The sequence below is a fragment of the Aliterella sp. E5.1 genome (genome assembly GCF_057473825.1).
Window position 1 is genome coordinate 1 of record NZ_JBYCCV010000044.1, and the last position, 24,545, is coordinate 24,545.

The 24,545-nt window shown below is 42.4% G+C and carries 23 protein-coding genes and 2 pseudogenes; 12 read left to right on the plus strand and 13 right to left on the minus strand.

Going from position 1 to position 24,545, the window contains the following annotated elements; genetic code table 11:
- A partial coding sequence (locus AC2VE5_RS14690; protein ID WP_486886923.1) for an IS1/IS1595 family N-terminal zinc-binding domain-containing protein occupies positions 1–97 on the minus strand: 97 nt, incomplete at its 3' end.
- Positions 98–546: 449 nt separating this feature from the next.
- Here AC2VE5_RS14690 and AC2VE5_RS14695 point away from each other — a divergent pair.
- Both AC2VE5_RS14695 and AC2VE5_RS14700 read left to right on the plus strand, forming a co-directional pair.
- The gene (locus AC2VE5_RS14695) at positions 547–3,078 is read left to right on the plus strand and encodes a sigma 54-interacting transcriptional regulator (RefSeq protein ID WP_486888487.1); all 2,532 of its coding nucleotides are present in this window, start codon (positions 547–549) and stop codon (positions 3,076–3,078) included.
- A gap of 75 nt (positions 3,079–3,153) precedes the next feature.
- Positions 3,154–4,608, plus strand: coding sequence for a glycoside hydrolase family 13 protein (locus AC2VE5_RS14700; protein WP_486888488.1), 1,455 nt, complete (start codon positions 3,154–3,156; stop codon positions 4,606–4,608).
- Positions 4,609–4,731: 123 nt separating this feature from the next.
- On the opposite strand, the gene AC2VE5_RS14705 is transcribed toward AC2VE5_RS14700, so the two are convergent.
- Together AC2VE5_RS14705 and AC2VE5_RS14710 are read right to left on the minus strand one after the other, a co-directional pair.
- Positions 4,732–5,046, minus strand: a complete 315-nt coding sequence (locus tag AC2VE5_RS14705; RefSeq protein ID WP_486888489.1) for a hypothetical protein — start codon at positions 5,044–5,046, stop codon at positions 4,732–4,734.
- A 238-nt stretch (positions 5,047–5,284) separates the two neighbouring features.
- Positions 5,285–5,701, minus strand: coding sequence for a fasciclin domain-containing protein (locus AC2VE5_RS14710; RefSeq protein WP_486888490.1), 417 nt, complete (start codon positions 5,699–5,701; stop codon positions 5,285–5,287).
- 159 nt (positions 5,702–5,860) lie between these two features.
- On the opposite strand from AC2VE5_RS14710, the gene AC2VE5_RS14715 reads away from it, so the two are divergent.
- From AC2VE5_RS14715 to AC2VE5_RS14745, 7 genes are all read left to right on the plus strand, one after another.
- On the plus strand, positions 5,861–6,097 hold the full coding sequence (locus tag AC2VE5_RS14715) for a DNA-directed RNA polymerase subunit omega (RefSeq protein WP_486888491.1): 237 nt from the start codon (positions 5,861–5,863) through the stop codon (positions 6,095–6,097).
- A gap of 60 nt (positions 6,098–6,157) precedes the next feature.
- On the plus strand, positions 6,158–6,763 hold the full coding sequence (locus AC2VE5_RS14720; RefSeq protein WP_486888492.1) for a hypothetical protein: 606 nt from the start codon (positions 6,158–6,160) through the stop codon (positions 6,761–6,763).
- 1 nt (position 6,764) lies between these two features.
- A complete protein-coding gene (locus AC2VE5_RS14725) occupies positions 6,765–7,400 on the plus strand; it encodes an acetoacetate decarboxylase family protein (protein WP_486888493.1) in 636 nt (211 codons plus the stop codon).
- Positions 7,401–7,581: 181 nt separating this feature from the next.
- The gene (locus AC2VE5_RS14730; protein WP_486888494.1) at positions 7,582–8,958 is read left to right on the plus strand and encodes a GAF domain-containing SpoIIE family protein phosphatase; all 1,377 of its coding nucleotides are present in this window, start codon (positions 7,582–7,584) and stop codon (positions 8,956–8,958) included.
- A 34-nt stretch (positions 8,959–8,992) separates the two neighbouring features.
- On the plus strand, positions 8,993–9,634 hold the full coding sequence (locus AC2VE5_RS14735) for a DUF2301 domain-containing membrane protein (protein ID WP_486888495.1): 642 nt from the start codon (positions 8,993–8,995) through the stop codon (positions 9,632–9,634).
- 124 nt (positions 9,635–9,758) lie between these two features.
- Positions 9,759–13,277 (plus strand): chromosome segregation protein SMC, encoded by a 3,519-nt coding sequence (gene smc, locus AC2VE5_RS14740; RefSeq protein WP_486888496.1) that lies wholly within the window; start codon positions 9,759–9,761, stop codon positions 13,275–13,277.
- A gap of 81 nt (positions 13,278–13,358) precedes the next feature.
- Positions 13,359–14,330, plus strand: coding sequence for a PRC-barrel domain-containing protein (locus AC2VE5_RS14745; protein WP_486888497.1), 972 nt, complete (start codon positions 13,359–13,361; stop codon positions 14,328–14,330).
- A 94-nt stretch (positions 14,331–14,424) separates the two neighbouring features.
- On the opposite strand, the gene AC2VE5_RS14750 is transcribed toward AC2VE5_RS14745, so the two are convergent.
- The 6 genes and pseudogenes from AC2VE5_RS14750 to AC2VE5_RS14775 all read right to left on the minus strand — a co-directional run bounded on the left by AC2VE5_RS14750 (position 14,425) and on the right by AC2VE5_RS14775 (position 18,735).
- Positions 14,425–16,569: a hybrid sensor histidine kinase/response regulator gene (locus tag AC2VE5_RS14750; RefSeq protein ID WP_486888498.1), complete on the minus strand. Its 2,145-nt coding sequence runs from the start codon at positions 16,567–16,569 to the stop codon at positions 14,425–14,427.
- 272 nt (positions 16,570–16,841) lie between these two features.
- Positions 16,842–17,259 (minus strand): annotated as a pseudogene (locus AC2VE5_RS14755) (PIN domain-containing protein).
- Positions 17,256–17,393: a hypothetical protein gene (locus AC2VE5_RS14760; RefSeq protein WP_486888499.1), complete on the minus strand. Its 138-nt coding sequence runs from the start codon at positions 17,391–17,393 to the stop codon at positions 17,256–17,258. Before AC2VE5_RS14760 ends, AC2VE5_RS14755 begins: the two are co-directional and overlap by 4 nt.
- 361 nt (positions 17,394–17,754) lie before the next feature.
- Positions 17,755–18,051 carry a type II toxin-antitoxin system RelE/ParE family toxin gene (locus tag AC2VE5_RS14765; RefSeq protein WP_486888500.1) on the minus strand — a complete coding sequence of 99 codons (297 nt, stop codon included), beginning with the start codon at positions 18,049–18,051 and terminating at the stop codon, positions 17,755–17,757.
- Positions 18,036–18,221, minus strand: coding sequence for a hypothetical protein (locus tag AC2VE5_RS14770; RefSeq protein ID WP_486888501.1), 186 nt, complete (start codon positions 18,219–18,221; stop codon positions 18,036–18,038). The genes AC2VE5_RS14765 and AC2VE5_RS14770 overlap by 16 nt, the downstream gene beginning before the upstream one ends.
- A 34-nt stretch (positions 18,222–18,255) precedes the next feature.
- The gene (locus AC2VE5_RS14775; RefSeq protein WP_486888502.1) at positions 18,256–18,735 is read right to left on the minus strand and encodes a GNAT family N-acetyltransferase; all 480 of its coding nucleotides are present in this window, start codon (positions 18,733–18,735) and stop codon (positions 18,256–18,258) included.
- 521 nt (positions 18,736–19,256) lie between these two features.
- Between AC2VE5_RS14775 and msrA the strand changes: the two genes are divergently transcribed.
- Both msrA and AC2VE5_RS14785 read left to right on the plus strand, forming a co-directional pair.
- Positions 19,257–19,907 carry a peptide-methionine (S)-S-oxide reductase MsrA gene (gene msrA, locus AC2VE5_RS14780; protein WP_486888517.1) on the plus strand — a complete coding sequence of 217 codons (651 nt, stop codon included), beginning with the start codon at positions 19,257–19,259 and terminating at the stop codon, positions 19,905–19,907.
- Positions 19,908–20,011: 104 nt separating this feature from the next.
- Complete coding sequence (locus AC2VE5_RS14785; RefSeq protein ID WP_486888503.1) at positions 20,012–20,746, plus strand: glutathione peroxidase; 735 nt, start codon at positions 20,012–20,014, stop codon at positions 20,744–20,746.
- 35 nt (positions 20,747–20,781) lie between these two features.
- On the opposite strand, the pseudogene AC2VE5_RS14790 reads toward AC2VE5_RS14785, so the two are convergent.
- Positions 20,782–21,816 (minus strand): annotated as a pseudogene (locus tag AC2VE5_RS14790) (aldo/keto reductase).
- Positions 21,817–22,066: 250 nt separating this feature from the next.
- Here AC2VE5_RS14790 and AC2VE5_RS14795 point away from each other — a divergent pair.
- Positions 22,067–22,231: a hypothetical protein gene (locus AC2VE5_RS14795; protein ID WP_009632648.1), complete on the plus strand. Its 165-nt coding sequence runs from the start codon at positions 22,067–22,069 to the stop codon at positions 22,229–22,231.
- A 95-nt stretch (positions 22,232–22,326) separates the two neighbouring features.
- Here AC2VE5_RS14795 and AC2VE5_RS14800 read toward each other — a convergent pair whose 3' ends face one another.
- From AC2VE5_RS14800 to AC2VE5_RS14810, 3 genes are all read right to left on the minus strand, one after another.
- The gene (locus tag AC2VE5_RS14800; protein WP_486888504.1) at positions 22,327–22,725 is read right to left on the minus strand and encodes a lysozyme inhibitor LprI family protein; all 399 of its coding nucleotides are present in this window, start codon (positions 22,723–22,725) and stop codon (positions 22,327–22,329) included.
- A complete protein-coding gene (gene argH, locus AC2VE5_RS14805; RefSeq protein ID WP_486888505.1) occupies positions 22,722–24,113 on the minus strand; it encodes an argininosuccinate lyase in 1,392 nt (463 codons plus the stop codon). The genes AC2VE5_RS14800 and argH overlap by 4 nt, the downstream gene beginning before the upstream one ends.
- A gap of 171 nt (positions 24,114–24,284) precedes the next feature.
- Entirely contained in the window at positions 24,285–24,527 is a 243-nt protein-coding gene (locus AC2VE5_RS14810) for a hypothetical protein (RefSeq protein ID WP_486888506.1), read from the minus strand.
- Between the last annotated feature and the right edge of the window lie 18 nt (positions 24,528–24,545).

The following is a 24,545-nucleotide window of genomic DNA, read 5'->3' on the forward strand; positions in this document are numbered from 1 at the left end:
ACGTCTGTTGGCAAACAGGACAGAGATAGCGTTGATGTCCGTTGGGCATCTTGCCGTGTTTATGGGCTTTAGAATGATCACACAAAGGGCATTGCATGGACGAGTTGCAGATGAGAGATCCCCTCTACTCTACCAATCCCACGTTTATTTGACGCACTACCACGTAGCTGATGCGATCGCAGAGTATTTAAAAACCAAAAAGATGTAAGATTGAGCGCGATCGCATCTTACTATAACTTTATTGTCAATGTGATCGCTTTACCGTTTATGCTAACTTCCACTATCGTAATAAGGAAGAATTGCATCATTCTTAAGTAATATTTTCTACAAATATTGCCACTGTAATTAATGGAACATATTTTAAAGCGAGTCCTAACAAAATTAGATTGATAGCTCTTTCTTTTTTAATTTGCATTTTTATCCTCATAGCTTGTCAAATAGTCCTGAAGTTCGATGCAGGAGTCCACTATTATGGCTGTAATATTTGCGATCGCCAACTTGACTAAATTTGGTACAAATTGAATAGCTAGATGAGAGAGCAAAACTATGACATCTCTAGATTCATTGGTATGGCTGCAAGAACGCACAGCTTTAGGGGTTCTTTCGCCAACGGTACTAGAGGCAATTTCTTCCGTTATTGAAGAACAAATAATTCCCGCTAATACGCGCTTAGTTGAAGAAGATACTACCCCGGCGGCATTATATATTCTCATCCAAGGTCAACTAGAAAGTACTCGCATTAACCAAATAGCCCCCACTGCTCCCTATGGTTTTTTGCCGGGAGCGGTGATTAACCTGCAAGAATTGCTATTAGAGCAACAAGCCGCGCAAACTGTAACTACTTTGAGCGAATGCCATCTGTGGGCAGTTTCCGCCGCCAAATTTGGGCAATTAGTCGCTCAATACCTAGAAATTGGTCAAGCTTTTTCCCGCCAGCTTGCACAGGAATTAGCACAACTAACCACTGCTTTTAGTTACGAGCAAGAGCGCTCCGTCGCCTTACGTCCTTATCTAGTAACCAAAGCGCAACGGGGAATTGTGGGAACAAGTCGCTATGCGGTGCGTTTGCGCCAACAAATTAGACAAGCAGCAGGCGATCGCAAATCAGTATTAATATTTGGAGAACCAGGTTTAGAAAAAGATAATATCGCCGCTCTTATTCACTTTGGTTCCCCCCAACGCCGCGAACCAATTATCAAAGTCAATTGCGGTATTTTGCAAACTAGCGGCGCAGACTTATTTGGACGCGCTAATGGTAAGCCGGGATTGCTGGAATGGCTGGGAAATGGCACTTTGATTCTCAACAATATTCAAGAACTTCCCCCTGAATTAGTCCCAGCCTTAGCACAGTTACTAAGAACGAGCATCTATAACCCTGTTAGTCGTAATGATGAAGTTACTGAAGCGCGGACTTCTAGCGCTCGTATTTTGATTGTTTCGGAAACCACGCAGCCAACAATTGAGCGCTGTATTGGTCACAATATCAAAGTTCCACCTCTGCGGGTGCGGAAAACTGATATTAAAGCGCAAGTAGATTATTACATCAGCCTTTATTGTCAAGCTCGAAGCTTACCTAAACCCAAAGTTGTCCCCGAAGCAATCCGTCGCTTGCAGGCTTATGATTTTCCAGGCAACTTAAAAGAGTTGCAAAGTTTAGTAGAAAGAGCGATTGTCCAATCTGGAGGCGCACCAGAATTAACAGAAGAAATATTTTGGTCAGCCGAAGCAAAGAAAAAGCGGTTTCGGGTGAATTTGTTGAATCTTTACCCCCAACTGCGGCGGTTTTTGCGGAGTGATTGGTGGCCCGACAAAATTAATTATGGTTTTACTTTAACTGCCTTTGCGATCGTTGTAGTGATGTTGTTTATTGGTCCTCAGCATCGCAGCGAGAATGTAGCCTTAAATCTATTTTGGGCTTGGTGGTGGCCCTTAATACTATTAGGATTTCCTTTTGTTGGGCGGTTATGGTGTTCTATTTGTCCGTTCATGATTTATGGAGAAGTTACGCAAAAGCTTTCCCTGTGGTTAGTACCAAGACAATTGAAACGCTGGCCCAGAGAGCAAGCAGAAAAATGGGGAGGTTGGTTTTTATTTGGTTTATTTGTCTTAATTTTCTTGTGGGAAGAACTCTGGAATTTGGAAGACACAGCTTATTTATCAGCTTGTTTGCTGCTACTAATCACTGCTGGCGCAATGATTTTCTCTGCCATATTTGAACGAAGGTTTTGGTGTCGCTATCTTTGTCCAATTGGTGGGATGAATGGCTTATTTGCCAAGCTATCGATGACGGAATTACGAGCGCAGCAAGGTACTTGTTCGGCGGAATGCACTACTTATCAATGTTATAAAGGCGGACCGCAAAAAGGTGAAGGGATGGAAACTAATGGATGTCCTTTGTATTCTCATCCAGCCCAACTAGAAGATAACAAAGATTGCGTACTGTGCATGACTTGTCTTAAAGCCTGTCCCCATCGTTCTGTTGAGTTTAATTTGCGTCCCCCAGGGATTGAATTATGGACGACTCACGTACCCCATCTCTATGAAGTTGCTTTATTGTTTTTGCTTTTGGATGGTGTCTTTCTGCACCGCTTACCCGAAATCCAATCAATGGGTTTTGAAAACGTAGATGTAACGCCGTTTTTACCTCATTTAGGAGCATCTATCCTAACTTTAACGACTCCGGTAATTATTCCTATAGCGGCTTACAGTTTGATCTGGCTAGTTTTTAGAATAAAAAATACTAAACCGCGAAGTTTTACAGAATTAGCCTACGGTTATTTACCTTTGGTATTAGGTGCAAATTTAGCCCACTATCTACGTTTAGGATTGGGGGAAGCAGGGCGGATAATACCAGTAACTTTAGCAACTTTTGGTTATAGCGGTTCATCAATGCCCGTGCTAGTAGCGCATCCAGCAGTTACAGCATTTTTGCAAGGAGTAACGCTAATTAGTTCGGTTTTCTTGACAATCTTATTAACTCAAAACATTGCTCGTCAACCATTGCGGAGTCTTATTCCACAACATCTTGCTACGGTGGTTTTGGGTGCTAGTTTGTGGATAATTATTGTTGGAAAGTAAAGTTTTCTATCATTGGTTGGAGTCACAATTGAGTAACTGCCTGTAACTTATCTGTGAAGAGGTAAAAAGCAATATATGCAGATTCAAACCCCAGATTGGGTAAAACACGCAGTTTTCTATCAAATTTTTCCAGATCGCTTTGCTAAAAGCCAAGAACCGCACAAGCGAGTTTTAAAAACTGTATCTTGGGAAGAATGGGACGAAATGCCCACACTCCAAGGCTACAAAGGTGGAGACTTGTGGGGAGTTTTGGAGCAATTAGATTATTTACAAAGTCTAGGCATTAATGCAATTTACTTCACACCTATTTTTCAATCTGCCAGCAATCACCGCTACCATACCCATGATTACTACCAAATCGATCCGATGTTGGGCGGAAACGATGCTTTCAAAGATTTACTTGTAGCCTGTCACGATCGCAATATTAAAGTTGTCTTAGATGGAGTCTTCAATCACGCTAGTCGCGGCTTCTTCTTTTTCCACGATGTGCTAGAAAATGGTCCTTATTCTCCTTGGGTAGACTGGTTCAAAATTCACGATTGGCCCTTATCTCCCTATAATGGCGAGTTTCCTGCCAATTATGAAGGTTGGGCAGACAACCGGGCGCTGCCAGTATTCAACCACGACAATCCTGAAGTGCGAGAATACATTATGGAAATTGCCGAATATTGGATTAAATTGGGCATCGATGGCTGGCGCTTGGATGTGCCGTTTGAAGTAACATCCCCTGGTTTTTGGCAAGAATTTAGAACTCGCGTTAAAGCCATTAACCCCGAAGCCTATATTGTGGGCGAAGTGTGGGAAGACTCCAGGGAGTGGCTAGATGGCACGCAATTTGATGGCGTGATGAATTACCTATTTGCTGCCCCTACGATCGCTTTTGCGGCGGGCGATCGCGTGGATATGGAACAAGTACAAGATCGTTCTTATCATCCTTACCCACCGCTATTTGCTGCTGAGTACGGTGACAAAATTAAACACTTATTAGCGCTTTACCCTTGGGAAATTCAGCTAACTCAACTCAACTTATTAGCTAGTCACGATACAGCTAGGCTAGTTTCTATTGCTTCAGGCGATCGCCCTAGTGTAGAATTATCTACTTTACTATTACTAACTTTTCCTGGCGCTCCTAGCATCTACTACGGCGATGAGGTTGGTTTACCAGGACGTTTAGATCCTGATTCTCGGCGCGGTTTTCCTCTAGAAGCTCAATGGGAGCGCGATGTTCTTGACTATCACCGCCAGCTAATTTCTATCCGTCATAATTACCCAGCCTTGCGTACAGGTAGTTACAAAATTCTCTACGCTCAAGGTGCACTGTATGTATTTGCCCGAATTTTGGACGCGGAGGAATTAATTATCGCTGTTAATGCTGGCACGGCAGAAGTAACCGCTAATATCAAAGTAGATGATTTGATTTCTACTCCTAGCAAGCTGTTGTATGGCAAAGGAGAAGCAAGCTGGAGCGATAGCAATACTCTAAATCTTAGTATTGCCTCTCGTAGTGGGTGCATTTTCTCCGCTACTTAAAACAAAACAAGAGGTATCTATTAACTAGATACCTCTTGTTTTTACTGATTTGCAAGAAAACTATTTAATGCTTCCTTACTTTCTAGGCAAAACCTTGAATATTCGTGCCAGAATACTTGTTAGTTAGAGCGATCCACCAGCATCAGTAAGCATTTTGCCTAATTCTTGCATTTGCTTACCTGCGTCACCGCCTGTGCTTGTGCCAGCAGTAGTTGCTTGACCGCCAAGTTTCTTTAACAATGCACCAATCGAGGAACCCGAAGCGTTACCGCTTGTTAAAGCAGTTTTGAGTTCAGCTAGAGTGTTTGCAACTTCTGGCGCTGCATCTTTGAGTTGTGAGTGCCAACTGTCAATATTTGCTACTGCGGCTTCCGCAGGAAGTTCTGTCAATCCACCTTTCAAAGCAGAGATAGTTGAATTGAGATCTGCTGTTGCCATGATTATCTACTTTGAAATGTTTTACCTTCTAACTGTAGCAAGCTTTACAAGTTTGTGGGTTGAGACTAGGTTAATTTGAGTTTAAGTATTCCTAAATAAATAGATTAATCTATTTGTAGATGAAAATACTCTTTTTAGTAGATGTGTTTATTTCTACAATGTAAGTAAAGCTAAATAACTATTTATACTTTACATACATTGTATAAAAAAGAGCGATCGCCTAATTTACTTCAGACACCTACTCCGCAGCTACCAAAGCAGGTATCAAAACACCATCAATGACATGGATTACTCCATTATCAGCAATAATATCTGTTTGCAAAACATTGGCATCATTGACTTTAATACCATTGTTAGATTCAATGGCAACGATCGATCCCTCTACAGTTGCAGCTTCTTCAATTTGCTTTAAATCTTCTTCTCGAACATCTCCAAACACCACATGATAAGTCAAAATTCTTTTGAGCTTAGGAAGGTCTTGAAGTAGCTCATTTAATGTTTCTTGAGGTAACTTAGAAAATGCTTCATCCGTAGGGGCAAAAACTGTATAAGAGCCTTCACTTTTGAGAATATCTACTAAATCAGCGCTTTTAATTGCTTTGATTAAGGTAGTGAAATTTCCTGCATTGACGGCAGTGTCGATAATGTCAGTCATAGTAAATATTTAGGTTGAAAACCTACTGATAGTCTAAAAAATAGAGTAAAAACATCTATCAGCAGAGGGGTAATTCAAAGCTTTTTTGCAGGCGATCGCCCTGCCCTATTGCTGTAGGGTGTTGTAAACTGGGAGAAACTCCCAATAATTCCAGGTTTCATGCTTAAACGTTCTAAATTCGAGACACCCCAAAGTGAAGTAATTCAACGTGCGGAGGAGCTAATTAGTGCCGCTTCCAATCGCTATCGCATTACCGTTCAAGTTGCAAATCGTGCCAAACGCCGCCGCTATGAAGACTTTGATACTATGGACGATCCAATGATGAAACCAGTATTGCGGGCAATTATTGAAATGTCCGACGAACTCAATCAGCCGGAAATTATTGGCGAACCTTAAGGGTTCAGTAATAATGCCAACAATCGAGCAAAAAACCAAAATAAATTACTGATAGCAATTGTGAACAGGCAAAAAACTTCGCAACTCAAGCTAGTTACTATCGCCTGCATAACAGGTTTGTTGGTGTTAGCAATAGGGTTGCTTGCCAACCCCAATTTCTTAGCTGCTGTCAATATCTCACCTAGTTTGGCTCAAACAGCTAGACCTCAAGAACTATGGCAGCAAGTTTATCGGAAGTTGCCGGACTTACCCCTAGAAAACAAGTATGTCAGCAAAGAAACAAAAAAAGTAGATGCGAGTAGCACCTTAGTCACTCGCTTGCTGCAATACCACCTATATGTCAAAGGACGCGCCCCTGGTTATCGGCTAGATTGGAAACTAACCTTAGCTGATTATTTAGGCGCTAATGAGATCGTAGACGAAGCAGCTTATCCTGGGAATGCTACTTTAACTACAAATCCCATAGAAAGCGATCGCGCTGCTATTGCCCGCCTCAACCGCAAACAGCGTGAAGATCTGGTACAAACTTTAGTTAGCTTATTTAATCAAAATACCCGCTCCCCAGCCCCTAGCCCATCGCCAAGGGCAAAGGAGCCTAATAAGCCACCGATTCAATCAAATTCACCTTTACCCCCTCGTCCTGGAGACGCACAGAGGTTGAAATAAAATGAGCTACCCCCAGCCCCCTTGGACATTAAAAGGCTACGCCTTTGTAACTTTGCAGTTGTTGGATATAGCGCGAGTCCGTCCCCTCATCCCTGAAAAATTAAATATTATTTCTGTATTGCCCGGTAAAACTGTTGGTGGAGTTTATTTATCTAAATACAGTTCCGGTTCTGTGCTGGAGTATAGCGAATTAATTATTATTGCTGGGTTTTTGAGCTATGAAGGCAAATTTGGCGGTTGGGTTTCTCATATTTATGTAGATAATCCTGACTCTGTAGAAGGTGGGCGCGAAGTTTGGGGATTGCCCAAACAATTAGCTCAATTTACTTGGACAGAAAATAGCGTCACTGTAAGTCAAGCAAACAATTTGCTATGTAGATTAGATTACAACCGTCAAAGCCTCGGTATACCATTAAAACTAAGCGCTTCAGCTTTTAGTTGCAAAACTAGCAATTTATTAATATTTCCAGCTATGGTTGAGGCAAGTTTTGGTTTAGTTAGTTCCAAATTAGAAATTCCCACAACTAGCCCTTTTGCCTCCTTAAATATTAGTCAGCCCATAGTTACAGTTCATAGCGATCGCTTAAATTTGGTAGTTGACGCGCCAAAAGTAGTAGGATACGCAGAAACTTTTTAACCCTTGTGCGCTCGAAAACTCCGGCAAATAAGATAAAAAGTGCGATCGCCCAAGGTCGCGACAGCCTGCGCTATAATCTTTGACTTAACACCGCAAAAGCTCAAATCAAGCTATTTCAACCTAATAGTTTCGTCGATACCACCACGCTCAAAATAGCATTCTCAATGGAAGCATAACTTCTGTGCCTCAATCGCCATCTCAACAACCTACTGACTACAACAATGCTCCCACCGACATAAATCCAGTTTTGGCACTCAAAGAACTGGTGGCGCGTCTGCATCGAGAACAACATAAAATTCAAGACTTACTAAGCTCTTTAGGTTTTGCGCTAAGAAGCTTCAACAACCTTAACCAATTTTTAGAGTTGATTCCGCTCATGGCAACGCGGGTAACTGATGCCGACGGCGGCGCACTAATACTATATAAACCCAACGGTCAAGTAAAATTAGAGCAATTGCATTGCCAAGATAGCCGTCAGCAAAAAATAATTCGCAAAGCCATAGAAACTGCCACAAGCGTAGTTACGGCTTCTTTGACTGCTGCCCAGTTAGTACCAGCAACTGCTGCTATGGACGCTCAAGTTAGCAGTCAATTGGGGGGAGATATGCAGTTATTTGGTTCGACTATTTTTGTCAAGCAAGTAGAAAGAGGCAGGCTGTATGTTTTTAGTGGCAATCCTCAATACAATTGGACAGAAGACAGACAAAAGCTCGTGCGTTTGATTGCCGATCAAACTGCCGTAGCAATTGAAAATGGCGAACTTACTGTAGAGTTACGCAAAAAAGAACGCCTAGATCGAGAATTAGAAATTGGCGCGGAAATTCAATTACAACTATTGCCCCGTCAATGTCCAAGTATTCCTGGTGTATCTCTAGCTGCTTTATGTAAGCCCGCCAATCGAGTCGGTGGAGATTATTATGATTTTATTCCCACTAATCACGACGGACAAAAAAGTTTAGCTTCCCAATCTCCTCACTGGGCGTTAGTAATTGGCGATGTGATGGGTAAAGGGGTTCCTGCGGGGCTAATTATGACGATGACGCGGGGAATGCTAAGGGGAGAAGTGCTAAACGGTCATTCTCCAGCCCGGATTTTACAACACTTAAATCGGGTAATGTATGCTGACTTAGAAAATTCTCATCGGTTTGTGACGCTGTTTTGTTCGGAATACGATCCCGATACGCAAATTTTGACTTATAGCAACGCTGCTCATAATCCCCCGTTATTGTGGCAGGCTGCAACTAAAACAATTAAGCGCCTTGATACTTTGGGAATGCTAATTGGGCTTGATGCTCACAATCAGTATGAAAATGCTCAAGTACAGTTGCGGACTGGAGATACAATTATTTATTACACTGATGGATTTACAGATGCTGCAAGTCAAAATGGCGATCGCTTTGATGAAGAAAACTTGATCCGCGCTTTTCAGTGGGCTTGCAGGAATTCTTTGGAACCTCAATCAATTTTAGAATATCTGTTTGATAAAGTCCGACAATTTATCGGTAAAGCGAGTCAAGCTAATGATGATATGACTTTGGTTGTCATGCAAGTTCAATAGTAAAAATAGATTATGTACTTCCAAAAAGTGTCTTATGACTGAGCAATTAGCACCAGAATCAATAATTTATCAAGGACAGTTTGGCGATTTTACAATCGACAGCAGCGATCGCACTAGCGTAATTGTTTACCGTACAGGTTTGGCTGTCGCCGCACTGAGTTTTGCCGTCGGAAGTGCGATCGCATTGCTACAACCTGATAATATCTCGTTACTAACGCCCTTATTTTTCTGTTTTAGCTTGGGATTAGGGGTTAGTTTGCTAACTATCCACATCTATCTAGCTGTACTGCACCGAGTATTACAAATATTTTGGGCGATCAGTACTACTGCCGCAATTTGTTGGACAATTTCTAGTAGCACGCCTTTGGCTGTGACTATTTACGAGCAACCATTAGCTTTATTTGGTGTGGGGCTTATTTTTGCTGCTTTGACGGGTATTTATTTCAAAGAAGCTTTTTGTTTTCAGCGCTTAGAAACAAAATTTCTGACTTTCTTAGTTCCAGTTTTGCTTTCAGGTCATATGTTAGGCATTTTTCCGCTTCTATGGGAGCAAATAATGCTTGCTAGTTGGACTGCTTTATTTTGTATATTTGCGTTGCGTAAAGTCATACAACCAATTCCCCCAGATATTGGCGATAAATCAGTATTTACTTATTTACACGCTCGTAGCTCTTGACGAATAAATCGAGTCCCGTTGCTCCAAAGTTAGTAGAAGTCTAGCTCCATGAAACCAACCGTGCTAATCTGTTTAACTACTAATACGCTTGTACCTCTAACAAACAACAATTCAACCAGCGCCTATGGTGTATGTCAAGCGACTGGAACTCTCGCACTTTAAATCCTTTGGCGGTACAACCACCGTTCCATTACTGCCCGGTTTTACTGTGGTTTCCGGTCCCAATGGTTCGGGTAAGTCCAATATTCTCGATGCTTTATTATTTGCCCTTGGTCTATCTAGTTCCAAAGGAATGAGAGCGGAGCGTTTACCCGATTTAGTTAACCACAATCAAGGCAGTCGCGGTAAGGCAGAAGCTAGTGTTACCGTTACGTTTGATATTAGCGACGAGCAAGAAAATACTCCGACTGAATGGAGCGTTACGCGCAGGCTTAGAGTAACAAAGCTTGATACTTATACTTCCAACTATTACATTAATGGCGAAGCTTGTACGCTAACGGAGTTGCACGCCCAATTATCTCAGTTGCGGATTTATCCTGAAGGCTACAATGTAGTGCTGCAAGGCGATGTAACTAGCATTATTTCAATGAATGCTAAAGAGCGCCGGGAAATTATTGACGAACTTGCGGGGGTTGCCAACTTTGATCGCAAAATTATCCAAGCTAAAGATACTTTAGAAGAAGTGCGCGATCGCATCGAGCGCTGTCAAATTGTCGAGAAAGAATTAATCTTGCAACGCGATCGCTTATCTGCCGATCGGCTTAAAGCTGAGAAATACCAAAAGCTCCGCGCTGAATTTCACCAAAAGCAACAGTGGGAAGCGGTGTTGGGGTGGCGACATCTCCAAGCTCAACAAGAGCAAATTGTCGCCCAGATGCAACAAGGCGATCGCACAATTGCCGACTTGACTACTCAGCTTGCAGACAAACAGTTACAAATTAATAATTCTACAACCCAACTCGATCTACTCAACGAGCGTGTCAAAGCCTTGGGAGAAGCGAATCTTTTAGCTTTACAATCTACCTTAGCTACCTACGAAGCCCAGCAAAAGCAACTCCAACTCCGCAGACAAGAGTTAGAAGCCGCCGCAAAGAATACCATAGTTAATATATCGCAAAGAATTCAAGAAATCAAGCAAAATCGGGATTTTTTAAGCCAAGTTATTAGCGAACAAGAAGTAGTAGAAACCCAAGATATTAGCAATCTACGGCTACAGCAAAACGAGGCAAAGATTGCCTTAGAACAAAGTAGAGAATCCGCGAATGCGATCGCTGATGCCTCCGATGCGTGGGTGCAGCAACAAGCTTCTTTAAGCCGTCAAATTGAAGCGTTGCAGCAAACTATTGAACCCCAGCGTACAGAACAAGCAAAATTAAAAGAGCGTCATAGTCAATTAACTAAACAAGTCAGCGAACAAAATCAATTAATTTCTACAATAGAACTGCAAATAGCTGAGAAAAAAGATCAACTTAGTAATTTAGAAGCTGAATTACTAACATTTACTAGCAAAGCTGAATTATTAGCAAAAGCCTTAGCTGCGGGGGAAAAAGAGTTGCAAACTCAGCAGCAAACGCAAAACAGATTAATTTTAGAACAGCGAGAAAAACAACGTAACTTAGATAAGTTAGAGGCGCAAGTTCAAGCCATGCAAGAAACTCAAGGAACTTACGCAACTAAAGTTATTTTGCAATCTGGTTTAAGTGGTATTTGCGGATTAGTTGCCCAATTAGGCAGCGTAGATTCGCGCTATCAACTAGCCCTAGAAACTGCCGCCGGAGGTAGATTAGGACAGTTAGTAGTAGAAGACGATTTAGTAGCTGCCGCAGCTATTGAGTTATTGAAGCAAAAAAAAGCCGGGAGAATCACATTTTTACCTTTAAATAAGATTCAATTCGGGCGGTTTTCGCCTACAGTAGCTTTGCGTTATGCCAATGGATTTATCGATTACGCAATTAACTTACTAGAATGCGAAGTCAAATATCAAAATATATTTGCCTACGTGTTTGGGAACACGGTAGTATTTGCAAATTTAGAAGCAGCGCGGGGCTATTTGGGAGAGCATCGCATTGTCACTTTAGACGGAGAATTACTAGAAACTAGCGGCGCAATGACTGGGGGAATGAATACCCAAAGATCGGGCTTACATTTTGGCAGAGGAGATGCCACCGAATCATCGGAAATCACCCAATTAAAAAATCGGCTGCAAGATATTACGCAAATATTAGAGCGTTGTACTCAAGTAATAAACACGCTTTTAGCCAAAATAAAGCAGCAGAGTCAAGAATTAACAGAAATGCGCCAAGGGCGGCGAGAAAAGCAGCTTCAAAGCGAACAACTTAGCAAAGAAATTAGGACATTGACCAAGCAACTAGAGCAAACCGAATTTCAACACGCTCAAACTACCGAGCAATTAGTTAAAGCTCAATCTCGATTGCAAATTTTGGAGCAAGAATTACCCCAGCAAGAAAATGTATTGCAACAACAAAGACTAGCATTGACCGAATTAGAGAAGTCGCAAACAAATAGTCAGTGGCAAGGAATTCAAGCAATAATCAAAACTAACGAGCAACAGTTGCAAGCAACAGAACAGGCTTTGAGACAAGCAGAAGGAAAAATCAAAGATCTGGAAAATCAGAAGTCGCGTTTGCAAGAAAAAATTGCCGCCAGCGTTGCTAGATACCAAGAATATCAGCAGCAAGAAATACTCACAAAGAGTCAAGTTGCCGAAATTGAAAGCCAACTACTAGCAACCTCTGCCCAAATCGCCCAAATAAAGACAGATTTAAGTCAAGTAAGCCAACAATTGACCGCAGAGAAAGAAAACCGCGATCGCACAGAACAACAATTGCGCGAACGCCATCTAGCCTACAGTCAGTTGGAATGGCAAAAACAAAAACAGCAAGAAACCCAAGTAACCAAGCAGCAAGAACTATTAGAACTAAAAACCAAATTACAACTAGCCGAATTACCCGAACCATTGCCTGAAGTTCCAACGCAAATAGATTTAGAGCAACTGCAAAAAGAAATCCGAGTTATTGCCAAACGTCTAGAGGCGATGGAACCTGTAAATATGCTGGCATTAGAAGAATACGAACGTACCAACACGCGCTTAGAAGAACTCACGCAAAAATTAGAGACATTGGTAGCTGAACGTACAGAATTATTATTACGAATAGAGAACTTTACAACCTTGCGTCAAAGAGCTTTTAAAGAAGCCTTCGATGCCGTAAACGAGAACTTTCAAAGTATTTTTGCAACTCTTTCCGAAGGCGACGGCTACTTGCAATTAGACAATATTGAAGAACCTTTTAATAGCGGGCTAAACTTAGTAGCTCACCCCAAAGGTAAACCAGTACAACGCTTAGCTTCCATGTCTGGGGGAGAAAAATCTCTTACCGCCTTAAGTTTTATTTTTGCGCTGCAACGCTACCGTCCATCACCTTTTTATGCTTTTGATGAAGTCGATATGTTTTTAGATGGGGCAAATGTAGAAAGATTAGCTAAAATGATTAAACAACAAGCTACTCTAGCGCAATTTATAGTCGTCAGTTTGCGCCGACCAATGATAGAATCAGCCGAACGTACTATAGGCGTGACTCAGGCACGAGGGGCGTATACTCAAGTGTTGGGAATCAAGTTGTAATAGCCGAACATCTTAATAGGTGAGAATTTGCTATTAATAGTATTGAAATAACCGGATTTCGAGATCAGGACTCGGCATAGAATGACCTCCGAACAAATTATCAGACGTTCCGACATCTTAAACACCAAAGTGATTACAGACGACAACGCCAAGCAATTGGGCTTAGTAAGTCAACTGTGGGTAGATATCGACCAACGCGAGGTTGTAGCTCTAAGCTTACGAGACAACCTAATCGCTTTCTCCGGTGTGCCAAGATATATGTATTTAAGTAGCATCCGCAAAATCGGCGATGTGCTGCTAGTAGACAATGAAGATGTAATTGAAGATATAGATGTTGAAATCTATAGCAACCTAATTAACTACGAAGTAATTACCGAAACTGGCGAACTACTAGGTAGGGTACGCAGCTTTATATTTAATCCCGAAAATGGCAAAATTGCCTCATTAATCATTGCTTCGTTGGGTATTCCGCAAATTCCCGAACAAGTATTAAGTACCTACGAATTACCTATTGATGAAATTATCAGTAGCGGCGCAAATCGGCTGATTGTAGTTGAAGGAGCGGAAGAAAGGTTAAATCAGCTAACTGTCGGATTATTAGAGCGTCTAGGCATCGGCAAAGCCCCTTGGGAACGCGATGAAGATGACGCATACTATACACCCACCACAACTAAAGCCGAAAATCAATTAGGGACGGGAGTTCCCCTGCAAGCGCCAAAAGTTCAACCATTGCGTACCAATCGCCCAGTGGTAGAACAAGCCTGGGATGAGGATGACTATGAGTATGAATTAGAGGAACGTCAGCCACCGCAGCAACTGCGTCAGCGTCAGTACGAGTCGATTCAATACGAAGAAGACTTAGAAGAAGATAACTGGAGCGAAGCAACAGCGCAGGAGCGTTACGAACCCAAAAAGTATATTGAGCCGGAATCTAACGCTAGTTATTACGATGATGAGCTAAACGACGATGCTTGGGATGATGAGCCAAAACCAATTAATATTCCCAAAAAAGCCAAAGCTCCAGAATACGAGGAAGAAGAAGGGGGCTATTAATAAGTTGCCTTCTTGATTCAACCCCTCCAAAAAATTCAACCAGCGTCAGTGTGATACTGACGCTGGTTTTTAATTTGACTTCAAACCAGCTAACCTAGGGCAACATTACCCGCAGCGTTTCCTTCAACAAATTTAGGTCTAAAGGTTTGCTCAGATAAGCATTAGCACCCGCCGCCAGACAGCGATCGCGATCACCTTTCATTGCCATAGCTGTAACTGCAATTACCGGGACTTGTTTCCAGTCGGGACTAGCTTTGAGTTGACGGACAATTTCAAACCCATCTACCTTTGGTAGTTGAATATCCAGCAAAATTAAATCTGGCATTGACTGCGCTCCGGCTATAGTGGATTGCATTGCCTCGATCATCACGCCGCCATCAGGGAGCAAGTCAACAATGTAGCCTTCTAGTTCTAGTACCTCGATAATTAGCTCCTGGTTATAGGGTTGATCTTCTACCACCCAGATCCGTTTGGCACTTTTTTTAGCTCCTACCTCATTTTCTTTAACCACTGGCGGCGGCGCAGTTAAAATGTTAGCTGCTATTTCTCCGCGCATTTCTGTAAGCGGTAACCAGATCCGAAAGGTACTACCTTGGTGTTCGACCGATTCTAGAGAAACTGTACCGCCGTGCAATTCTGCTAGCCGTTTTGTGAGCGCTAGACCCAACCCCGTACCCTCATGCTCTCGCGTCAATGAAGCGTCTACTTGTTGGAAAGGTCGAAATAATAAGTTCCACTTGTCCTTAGCAATGCCAATTCCCGTATCTTGAACTTCAAGGCATAGGTAAGGAGTGCTAGGATTGACGGGGCTGCGGTCTGGTCGAAATTGCTCTTGCAATTGACTGCCATAGGCGACGCTACAAGCAAATTTAATCTGTCCGCCTTCCGGCGTGAACTTGACGGCGTTGGAGAGCAGATTAATCAACATTTGGCGGACGCGGCGCTCGTCTATATTTACCCGTCCTAACTGCCGATCGATATCTTGGCATAGAATCAATCGCTTCTTGTCGGCACGATGTTGAATCATCTCCAGGCATTGGACGCATATATCGGCGACTTCTACAGACTTTAATTCTAGTTCAGCTTTACCAGATTCAATTTTGGCGAGATCGAGAATACCATTAATCAACCCTAATAAATGCTGACCACTTTCGGCAATTATTTGCGTGTATTTAATCTGACGCGCGTTTAAAGGACCAGCAATTTGTTGCAACAGTAAGTCGGCAAACCCCAAAATGCTATTGAGTGGGGTTCGCAATTCGTGAGACATAGAAGTAAGAAATTCTGATTTTAGTTGAGAAGCTTGCTCCAAGTCGTGATTAATTTCGTGCAAACGCACCTGATTTTGCGCGCGTTCAATTGCTACGCCCATAATTTGACAAGCAGCTAGGAGCATATCTTGTTGGGGAGCATCCTGCAATGATTGCCAACTGCGCGACTCTAAAGTTAGTACGCCGATAATATTGCCATTTGCCGCCGGAATGGGAAAAATACCCAAGTCGCCAATCTCAGGACGTCTAAAGGCGGGTACGGCATTAGGATGATTTTTGTAGTCATCAATAAATAAAGGCTTACCTGTTGTCACTACTTGCCACAGCAAACCTTGACCGTAGGGAATGCCAGTATTTAGCAAAGTTTCCATTTCTCCTACCGCCACTTCGCCACAAATAGCAATAAATTTAGCGCCGACTTGATTTGTCAGCACTTGGGCAACCGCATCGAAGCCAACCCCTGTAATTACCTTAATATCACCAAAGGCAGCGCCCATTGCTTGCACCAGGTAACTAAGAGCAAATTCGCCAATTTCCCGCAACTCGCTGGCAGGCTGTAGCCGTTCCATCAGCCCTAAAACAAAAACTTGCTGTTTTATTTGAGCGTTAAGACTTGCTCGGAAAGATTGAGAATCGGTAATATCACGAAAGGTAAATATATACCCTTGCTCGGACGTGGGGCTTATATAGGCTTCCAAGCAGATACCGTTAGTTTGTTGGATGTAGTGTGACTTCTCGATGTAGCTAGATTCAACCGCCGCAACTAATTGTAAATACTGAGCTTGCGACCAATAACCAAGGCTTGCAACTTCAGCAAAAAACGATCGCAAATCTGGTCGTTGTTTAAGCCAGTCCGCAGATAGCCCCCATAACGTGGCAAGTCTTTGATTAAACAAAATTAGTTGCTGCGACTCATCAAATAGCGCGATCGCATTTTCTACAGGATTAAATTGTTGGCTGTCTTTCATCTACTCCAAGCGCATTACTTGCAAAAAATTTGCTCACCTGTCGTGAGTTAGGTATAACAACTATTTATTGCCAGTCTGACATAGTTTTTTAGAGGTAAACTATAGCTGTAGTAGTAAGATTTCTAAGGGATTGTTGTGATAGTTGTACTTTGCCAACCACCCACCATAATATCAAAGGCGATCGCGCGAGTCAAAGCGGTAGATCTTCTCATAACCTTTGCGTAGAATTAGCCAGGCATTGTAAGTATGGCGCTGGTTTTTAGTAGTTCGTATTACTTAAATGGCATCACTAAAAACTCTTCTGGCAATACTGCGGGAACTGAAGAATTGACAAAATCAGTTGGATTTCGGGTCACAATAACCTCTACTCCTGCGGCATTAGCAGCTTCACTTGTGACCGCATCTTCATTCATCTGTAATCGAACTTTGCAACGCCGCCCGGATAACCTCGTCTGTGACGCTGGCAACTTGAATATGCTGTAATAACTTTGATAGAAGTTCTCTCGCTGTTTCGCTTGCAACTTGACGACGCAAAATATAAAAAATATTCGTCACAGCATGACCTGAAATATAGCCAATCACTTGCGGTTGCGTTGATATATTCAACGCTCGTGCAGAGGCTGTAATAAATGGCTGCCGTTGAGCAAGAACATCTAGCAAAACATCACTATCAAATAACACCCGTCTCAATTGTATTTTTCCTCCAGATAATCCACATAGGACTCTGTAGGATCTTCTGCACTCAATTGAATTACACCAATTAAGCTTTGAGTCCAAGGATCGAGATCGGCAAAGGAATTCACCTTTGGGTTTGGTAAACTCAATGAAAGTGTTTCCTGTTGAATTGAACTTAACAAAGACTGAACTAAACACAGTGCGATCGCTAACTGGCAACTGCAATGCCTGGTTTTGTAATTCCTGCAATGTCATTAGCCCTATCCCAACAACTCTGTATATTGTAAGTTGCTGCTGCCTTTCCAACCTCAAAGCATTCCTCACCAATAAACTGATGCTGCTTTAACTTTGAACTCTGACCTATAGGCTTTCGGCGATAGTCTCCATCGAGAAATTAGCAGTACAGAGTTTTGCATTACCTAACAACGATACAGTTTATACCATCACTAGAAATGTATTGCCCTGTTCCGGTGCATACAATAGTTACACAGTGGTGTATATTTAAGTCTTTTAAAGTTCAAGATTCTCCTGGGATGAGTGCCAAAAACGAGCAACACTAATACGCCTTTTATCCTCTTCGACTCGATACACAATGCGGTATGGTCTAAGAATGACTTGTCGAATATCAGAATTGTTAAATTCCGGCACCTTCTGACCTTTGAATGGAAACTGACTTAATTCCTTGGTCTTATTGAGCAGAGTTCTCCCAACCTTCCTGGCTGCTTTTGGGTTGTCTAGTGCGATATATCGAACGATCACCTCTAAATCTCCAACTGCCTTTGGAGATAAGATTACTGTGTAATCCATGTTGCCATCATTTGCTCTACGGACTCAACAGAGATGCCTTGTCCTCGATCAATTTCGGACAAACCCTCTTTAACCGCTTCAATGAACTCAATCTCTCTTAAAATTTCGCGCAAAGATACGGTGGAAGGTAAACGCTTCACAAGTTCAAGCACTGCTTCTTTATCACTCATTGCAAATCACAACTTGTTTAAGTGAACATACTAATTATACGCCAAGCTTCCTGACCATTACAGTTACAGGCAAATCTTTGTATACGATTGTTTCGATAAGATGCCAACCAATATGTCGATATAAACCCCCACTTAAAACCTCTGTTTGAAGATGAAGCTCTTTTACACCGAAACCTTCAGCAGTTATGGCAATTTTATTTGCAAGTGCCGAACCAACACCTCTCCTTCTGGATGCAGGCGACACAAAAAGGCTGCCTAACCAAAACTCTTTATCTGGATAAATCTCCATCTCATACATCTTAAATTGGGCAACACCTAAAACTTTCTTATCTTTGATAGCAAGAATGTGCAGAGGAGCTTTGTCACGATTAAGCTTTCCGCTTATACGTTCGATTGTTTGTTGAACAGAGTTGCTGGGAAGTTTATATCCCCACGCTTCAAAATACCATCCAGCCACAATCGGGATGGCATCTTGTCGATCTGCCAAAAACTGAAAGTTCAAATCAGGTTCCATCAAATTTGTGAGCCGCATAACGGCGAAGTTGAGCCGCAACGCCGATGTTATCGCCGTGCGGCTAACGGGTGCGTTGTCGACTCCAACGCAGTGTTGTTGTGCCTGACTGTTTTAGTGTTCCCAAGCAGTAACATTTTCTAAAATCAGGCAGCATAACTATTCATTGTACTGAAATTTTCCGTATAATCTTTTACTAAATCACCATATACAAGCATCCTAGTTATTTTTGAACCTAGTATGCAGAAATTTTCCGCATAACATCCATGTCTGGAGATTGCACAGAATTTTTCTGTATATCCACCCTGTAGAGGTTATTATATGGAACTTCTATTTAGATCCCTTGAATCCTGTCAGCATAGAGATGATTTCGGCGACAGTTAAGGAGCGATCGCAAATCTAAAATGAGATCGCGCTTTAGTAAAATTACGAACCTATCGAGCGCTTTACCGCCCCTAACCATGACACTTGGCAACAAACCAGTAAGTTATATTCGTAAGGTAGAACGCTATTTAGAGACCCTTATGATATTTGGACTTGGCAAAAAAACAACCCTTCCTACCGCCGACAAAGCATTGCCTGGGCGATCGCAATCTATGCAAGTACCCAATAGTCATTTCGTTAACGGCAATCCTCTTAAAGCCCCTTATCCCGATGGTATGGAAACTGCGGTATTTGGCTTAGGGTGTTTCTGGGGTGCGGAGCGCAAATTTTGGCAGCTAGAAGGGGTTTATACTACCGCCGTAGGCTATGCAGGCGGAATTACCCCCAATCCTACCTATGAGGAAGTTTGTTCGGGAATGACTGGACACAATGAAGTAGTTTTAGTTGTTTTCGATCCCAATGTTGTGAGCTACGAAACTCTACTCAAGGTTTTTTGGGAAAGCCACAACCCAACTCAAGGAATGCGTCAAGGTAATGATGTCGGTACTCAATACCGTTCGGGAATTTATACTTATTGCGATAGTCAAAAACAAGCTGCCGAAGCATCCAAAGCAACCTACCAAGAAGCCCTAACTAAAGCTGGTTACAAAGAAATTACCACCGAAATTGTTGATGCTCCTGAGTTTTACTTCGCCGAAGGCTACCACCAGCAGTACCTCGCCAAAAACCCCAATGGCTACTGTGGTTTGGGTGGCACAAATGTCTCTTGTCCGATTGGCGTTCAAGTCTAAATCTATCTTTGGTTGAAAGTAATAAAAACATTGACAAGCGTATTCATAATGAGTACGCTTTATATTAGTTTACAAACACTTTCTAAGACTGAGGAGCTAAATTGATGTTGACCAACAAAGAAGGGCAAAAAGTCCCTCAAGTCATCTTCCGGACTCGCAAAGATAATCAATGGATGGATGTAAGCACCGATGACTTGTTTGCAGGTAAGACTGTAGTTGTATTTTCATTGCCTGGTGCTTTTACGCCAACTTGTTCGTCAACTCACCTTCCTGGTTATAACGAATTAGCGCCAGTTTTCAAGGAAAATGGTGTAGACAATATTGTCTGTCTGTCTGTCAACGATACCTTCGTGATGAATGAATGGATGAAAGATCAACAGGCAAACAACCTAACAGTAATTCCCGATGGTAATGGCGAATTTACCGAAGGGATGGGAATGCTCGTAGATAAAACAGACTTAGGCTTTGGCAAGCGCTCGTGGCGCTACTCAATGTTAGTCAAAGATGGCACGATTGAAAAAATGTTTATCGAGCCAAATGTACCGGGCGATCCCTTCGAGGTATCGGACGCAGATACAATGCTCAGTTATGTTAATGCCGAAGCTGTAAAGCCCAAAGTTGTGTCTTTGTTTACAAAAGTAGGTTGCCCTTTCTGCGCTCGTGCTAAAAAGATGCTTCAAGAGCATGGCTTGGAGTACGAAGAAATTGTATTGGGTAAAGACATTACCAATCGCTCTTTACGGGCTGTCACGGGAGCAATAACTGTGCCTCAAGTGTTTATCAATAGCAAACTTATCGGCGATTCTGAGGCACTAGCTTCTTATCTTCACGCTTCGTAGGATTCGTAGAGACGTTGAATGCAACGTCTCTACAATTAATTATTGGGGCGATCGCCACTTAAGTTAAACATTCCCCCAAAAGTAGATTCTTTGGTGATGGACAAAAAGTCGTGGGGAAAGCCAAGCTCAATAGTGCTGACATCATCTAGCGATTTTAAATGTTCGGCAGGTAGCTGAAAATCAAGACAACCTAAGTCTGCTTGCAACTGTGATAGTTTATTTGCGCCCAAAATCGGAATAATCCCTTTACTTCGTACCCAATTGATCGCTACTTGGGCGGGAGTGCAACCAACTTCTCGTGCTATTTGTTGAACGAGACTTGCGATCGCAAATTCGCAATGAGTTAGTTCGCCAAACCCAGCTTTGTGCAGATGTACGGCTTCCGGGAGCGAGTGTCCATTAGAAGCTTTTTCCTTTAACAGGATACTGCTTGCCAAAACAGACCAAGCAAGTACACCAATATTAAATTCTTGTGCCATGGGTAAAAGTTCGCGCTCTGGAGTACGTTCTACTAGGCTGTACTCAATCTGCGTGGCAACAAAAGGTGTCCAGCCCCGCAATTGGGCTAAAGTATTAGCACAAGAAATAACCCAAGCTGGAGCATCGGCAATACCAATATAAAGCACCTTGCCCGATCGCACCAAGTTGTCAAAGGCACGCATAATTTCTTCGATAGGAGTGACAAAGTCCCAAGAATGCAGCCAAAACAAATCGATATAGTCAGTTTTGAGCCGCTTGAGGCTTCGTTCTAAAGACTGCACCATATTTTTACGTTGATTGCCTGTACGGTTGGGATCGGTAGTCGGCTAGCTATCAGTATATTTTGTAGATAAAACGATGCGATCGCGATCGGTAGCAATAAATTCTCCTAAAAACTTTTCGCTACTACCGCCGTTATAAACTTCATTGGCAGTATCGATAAAATTTCCCCCGGCTGCTACGAACGCATCAAAGATTTGGTGACTTTCTTTTTGAGCAATACCCCAACCAAAATCTTCCCCAAAGCTCATAGTTCCTAAACAAATTTCTGAAACCCTTAGTCCGCTCTTTCCTAATAACTTATATCTCATAAATTTTTATATATTTATTACTGTTTTAGTTGTAAAAAATCTAATTTGGGTAACTTAGGGTAACCTTTTACTGAGATTTAGGCAAATCTTGATAATTAGTAAAAATAGGACAGCAGACGCGATCGCCTTTTAACTGCGAATTTATATACATTAGATTTGACTTAACTAGGCAAATACAGTTAGGATAAATGATTTGCACTGTATCTAAAATTAGAGAAACAGTTGTTGGTTGTTTATTAACGAGGTGAACATGGCAAAGCGCCGTAACCCCAAGAAAGAAAAGGCGCTACGGAACCAGGCATACGCCCGGAAGTTTCGTAAACGGACTACTACAGGGCGGTTCCAAAGAAGGTTTAATCAAAGATCGCCTAAGAGTGAAGAAGACGAAGGAGCAGCTACAACGGCTGCTGACTAAGTAGCACTTCCCCGCGCGATTAATTAAAAAAAAGTGGCAGCGAACTAATCGCTGCCACTTTTTTATCAGCAAGATTTTCACCCCCATACTTCGGGCTATAGAGATGAAAATTCTAAATAACGTTGTAAATCTGCGGTGCGTTGCGTCGTCACTCTAGCCAGACATGAGGAGTAAGCAGAAGATGCAGCCGTACCTCCCTCAAATTGTCCAGCTTCGTACTCGCAAGTGCGATCGCGAAACTTAATCCAATCTAACTGAGCTTGAGTTAATCTTTGCCTTTGTTTGCTAGATATTTTTGGTCTTAGTTGTTGATAAACTTGGTTGAGTTTGCGATCTGCGACCTTTGCTTGCCGCGATGTACATTCATTAATTTCTACCGTAGTTGTGGCTTTAGAACAATTAACCGCTTGCGCCAATTGAGGGGAAGCAAAACTAATCCCACTAGCACTTGCAGAAATACTTGCGGCAATTACAGCCTGTAAGCGCCAATTCATCCTTTGACCTCAATCTGCACGCGAGCAAGGGCGATCGCACTTTTTACCTGCTCAAAACCCGTACCGCCGTAGCTATTGCGGACTGCAACTACTTGACGAGGAGCGATCGCATCATATATATCTTCAGCAAAAGCTGGGTGCAATCGTTGCCATTCTTGCAGACTTAAATCTTTAAGTAACTTCCCTTCAGCTAGGCAAGTTTTGACTACTTTCCCTACTAAATTGTAAGCTTCGCGAAAAGGAATACCCCGCGCTGCCAAGTAGTCGGCGACATCGGTTGCATTAGAAAAATCCTCCGCGACAGCTTCAGCTAGGCGTTTAGTTTGAAATTCTAAACCTTCTTGAAACAAAATTGTCATTGCTTCCAAGCAAGCTGTAACAGTTTTTACAGTGTCAAATAAGGCTTCTTTATCTTCTTGTAAGTCTTTGTTGTATGCCAAAGGTAGCCCTTTCATCAACATTAATAACCCTTGCAGATGTCCGCAGACACGCCCAGTTTTGCCTCTAACTAATTCCGGTACGTCGGGGTTTTTCTTTTGAGGCATAATGCTAGAACCAGTCGCACAGCTATCGGTGAGCTTGACAAACCTAAATTCTTCCGACGACCATAGTATGACTTCCTCCGACAAGCGGCTGAGGTGAACCATAATAATGCTGGCTGCGCCTAGGAACTCGATGGCAAAATCGCGATCGCTTACTCCGTCTAAGCTGTTGGCATAAACGCCGTCAAAATGCAATAGTTCAGCCGTATAGTGTCTGTCAATCGGGAAAGTTGTCCCCGCCAAAGCACCGCTACCGAGAGGAGAGATATTTACTCGCTTATATACGTCTTGCAGGCGTTCCCAGTCGCGCTGGAGCATTTGCAAGTAAGCTAAGAGGTGATGAGCCAAACTGATCGGTTGAGCGCGTTGCAAGTGCGTGTATCCGGGTATGAGAGTTTCGACATTTTGCTCGGCAATTTGAAGTAAAGTAGTTTGAAATTGGCGGATATAATTGCTAATGAGCTTGATCTTGTCACGCAGATATAATCTAATATCTGTACCAACTTGATCGTTTCGAGATCTAGCAGTGTGTAGTTTTTTGCCGACATCGCCAATAATGTCAGTTAGCCGTCTTTCTACAGCAAAATGTACGTCTTCTGCTTCAATTCCTGGGGTAAATTGTCCGCTCTTGTACTCTTGACGAATTTGTTCTAAACCTTGGACTAATTGCTCGGCTTCTTCTGGGGGAATAATCTTACTATGAGCCAGCATTTTGGCGTGGGCAATAGAACCTGTAAGATCGTACTCAATTAATTCAATATCGAAGCCGATACTAGCATTAAAAATTGCGATCGCAGGATGCAAAGCTGATTCAAATCGTTGGCTCCAAGTTTGTTGTTGACTCACAGCACTTTATAAGGACGGTTTTCGTCCCTGATAATAGAACAAATAAACAGTAAATTGTAAAGGTTTTATCTATTTAAGTTTGTCAAAATAGATGCAGCGCCGCGTCAGCAGGTATCAGTCAGGAAATTGTCGCATATCTGCTGTTACGCCTTACGGTCAGAGAATAAATAGCTAGTAGCTAGTTAAGCTACGAAATAAGTAACCGACTATTAATCCCGTTAGCAAAGCCCAAATTTGACCTGTGGCGACAAAATTATCGAAAGCTTTTTGTACATCGCCTACTAAATCGGTTTGTTTGACCGTTTGCGCTATTATATTCCAATCGATAGGTAGCGTTAATAGTAGTTGAGACACGCAATCGTAAACGTGGCTAAAACTATTTATTAAACTGGCTATTTGCAGGGTTTCCATCATTATTTTAAACTCCCAAAG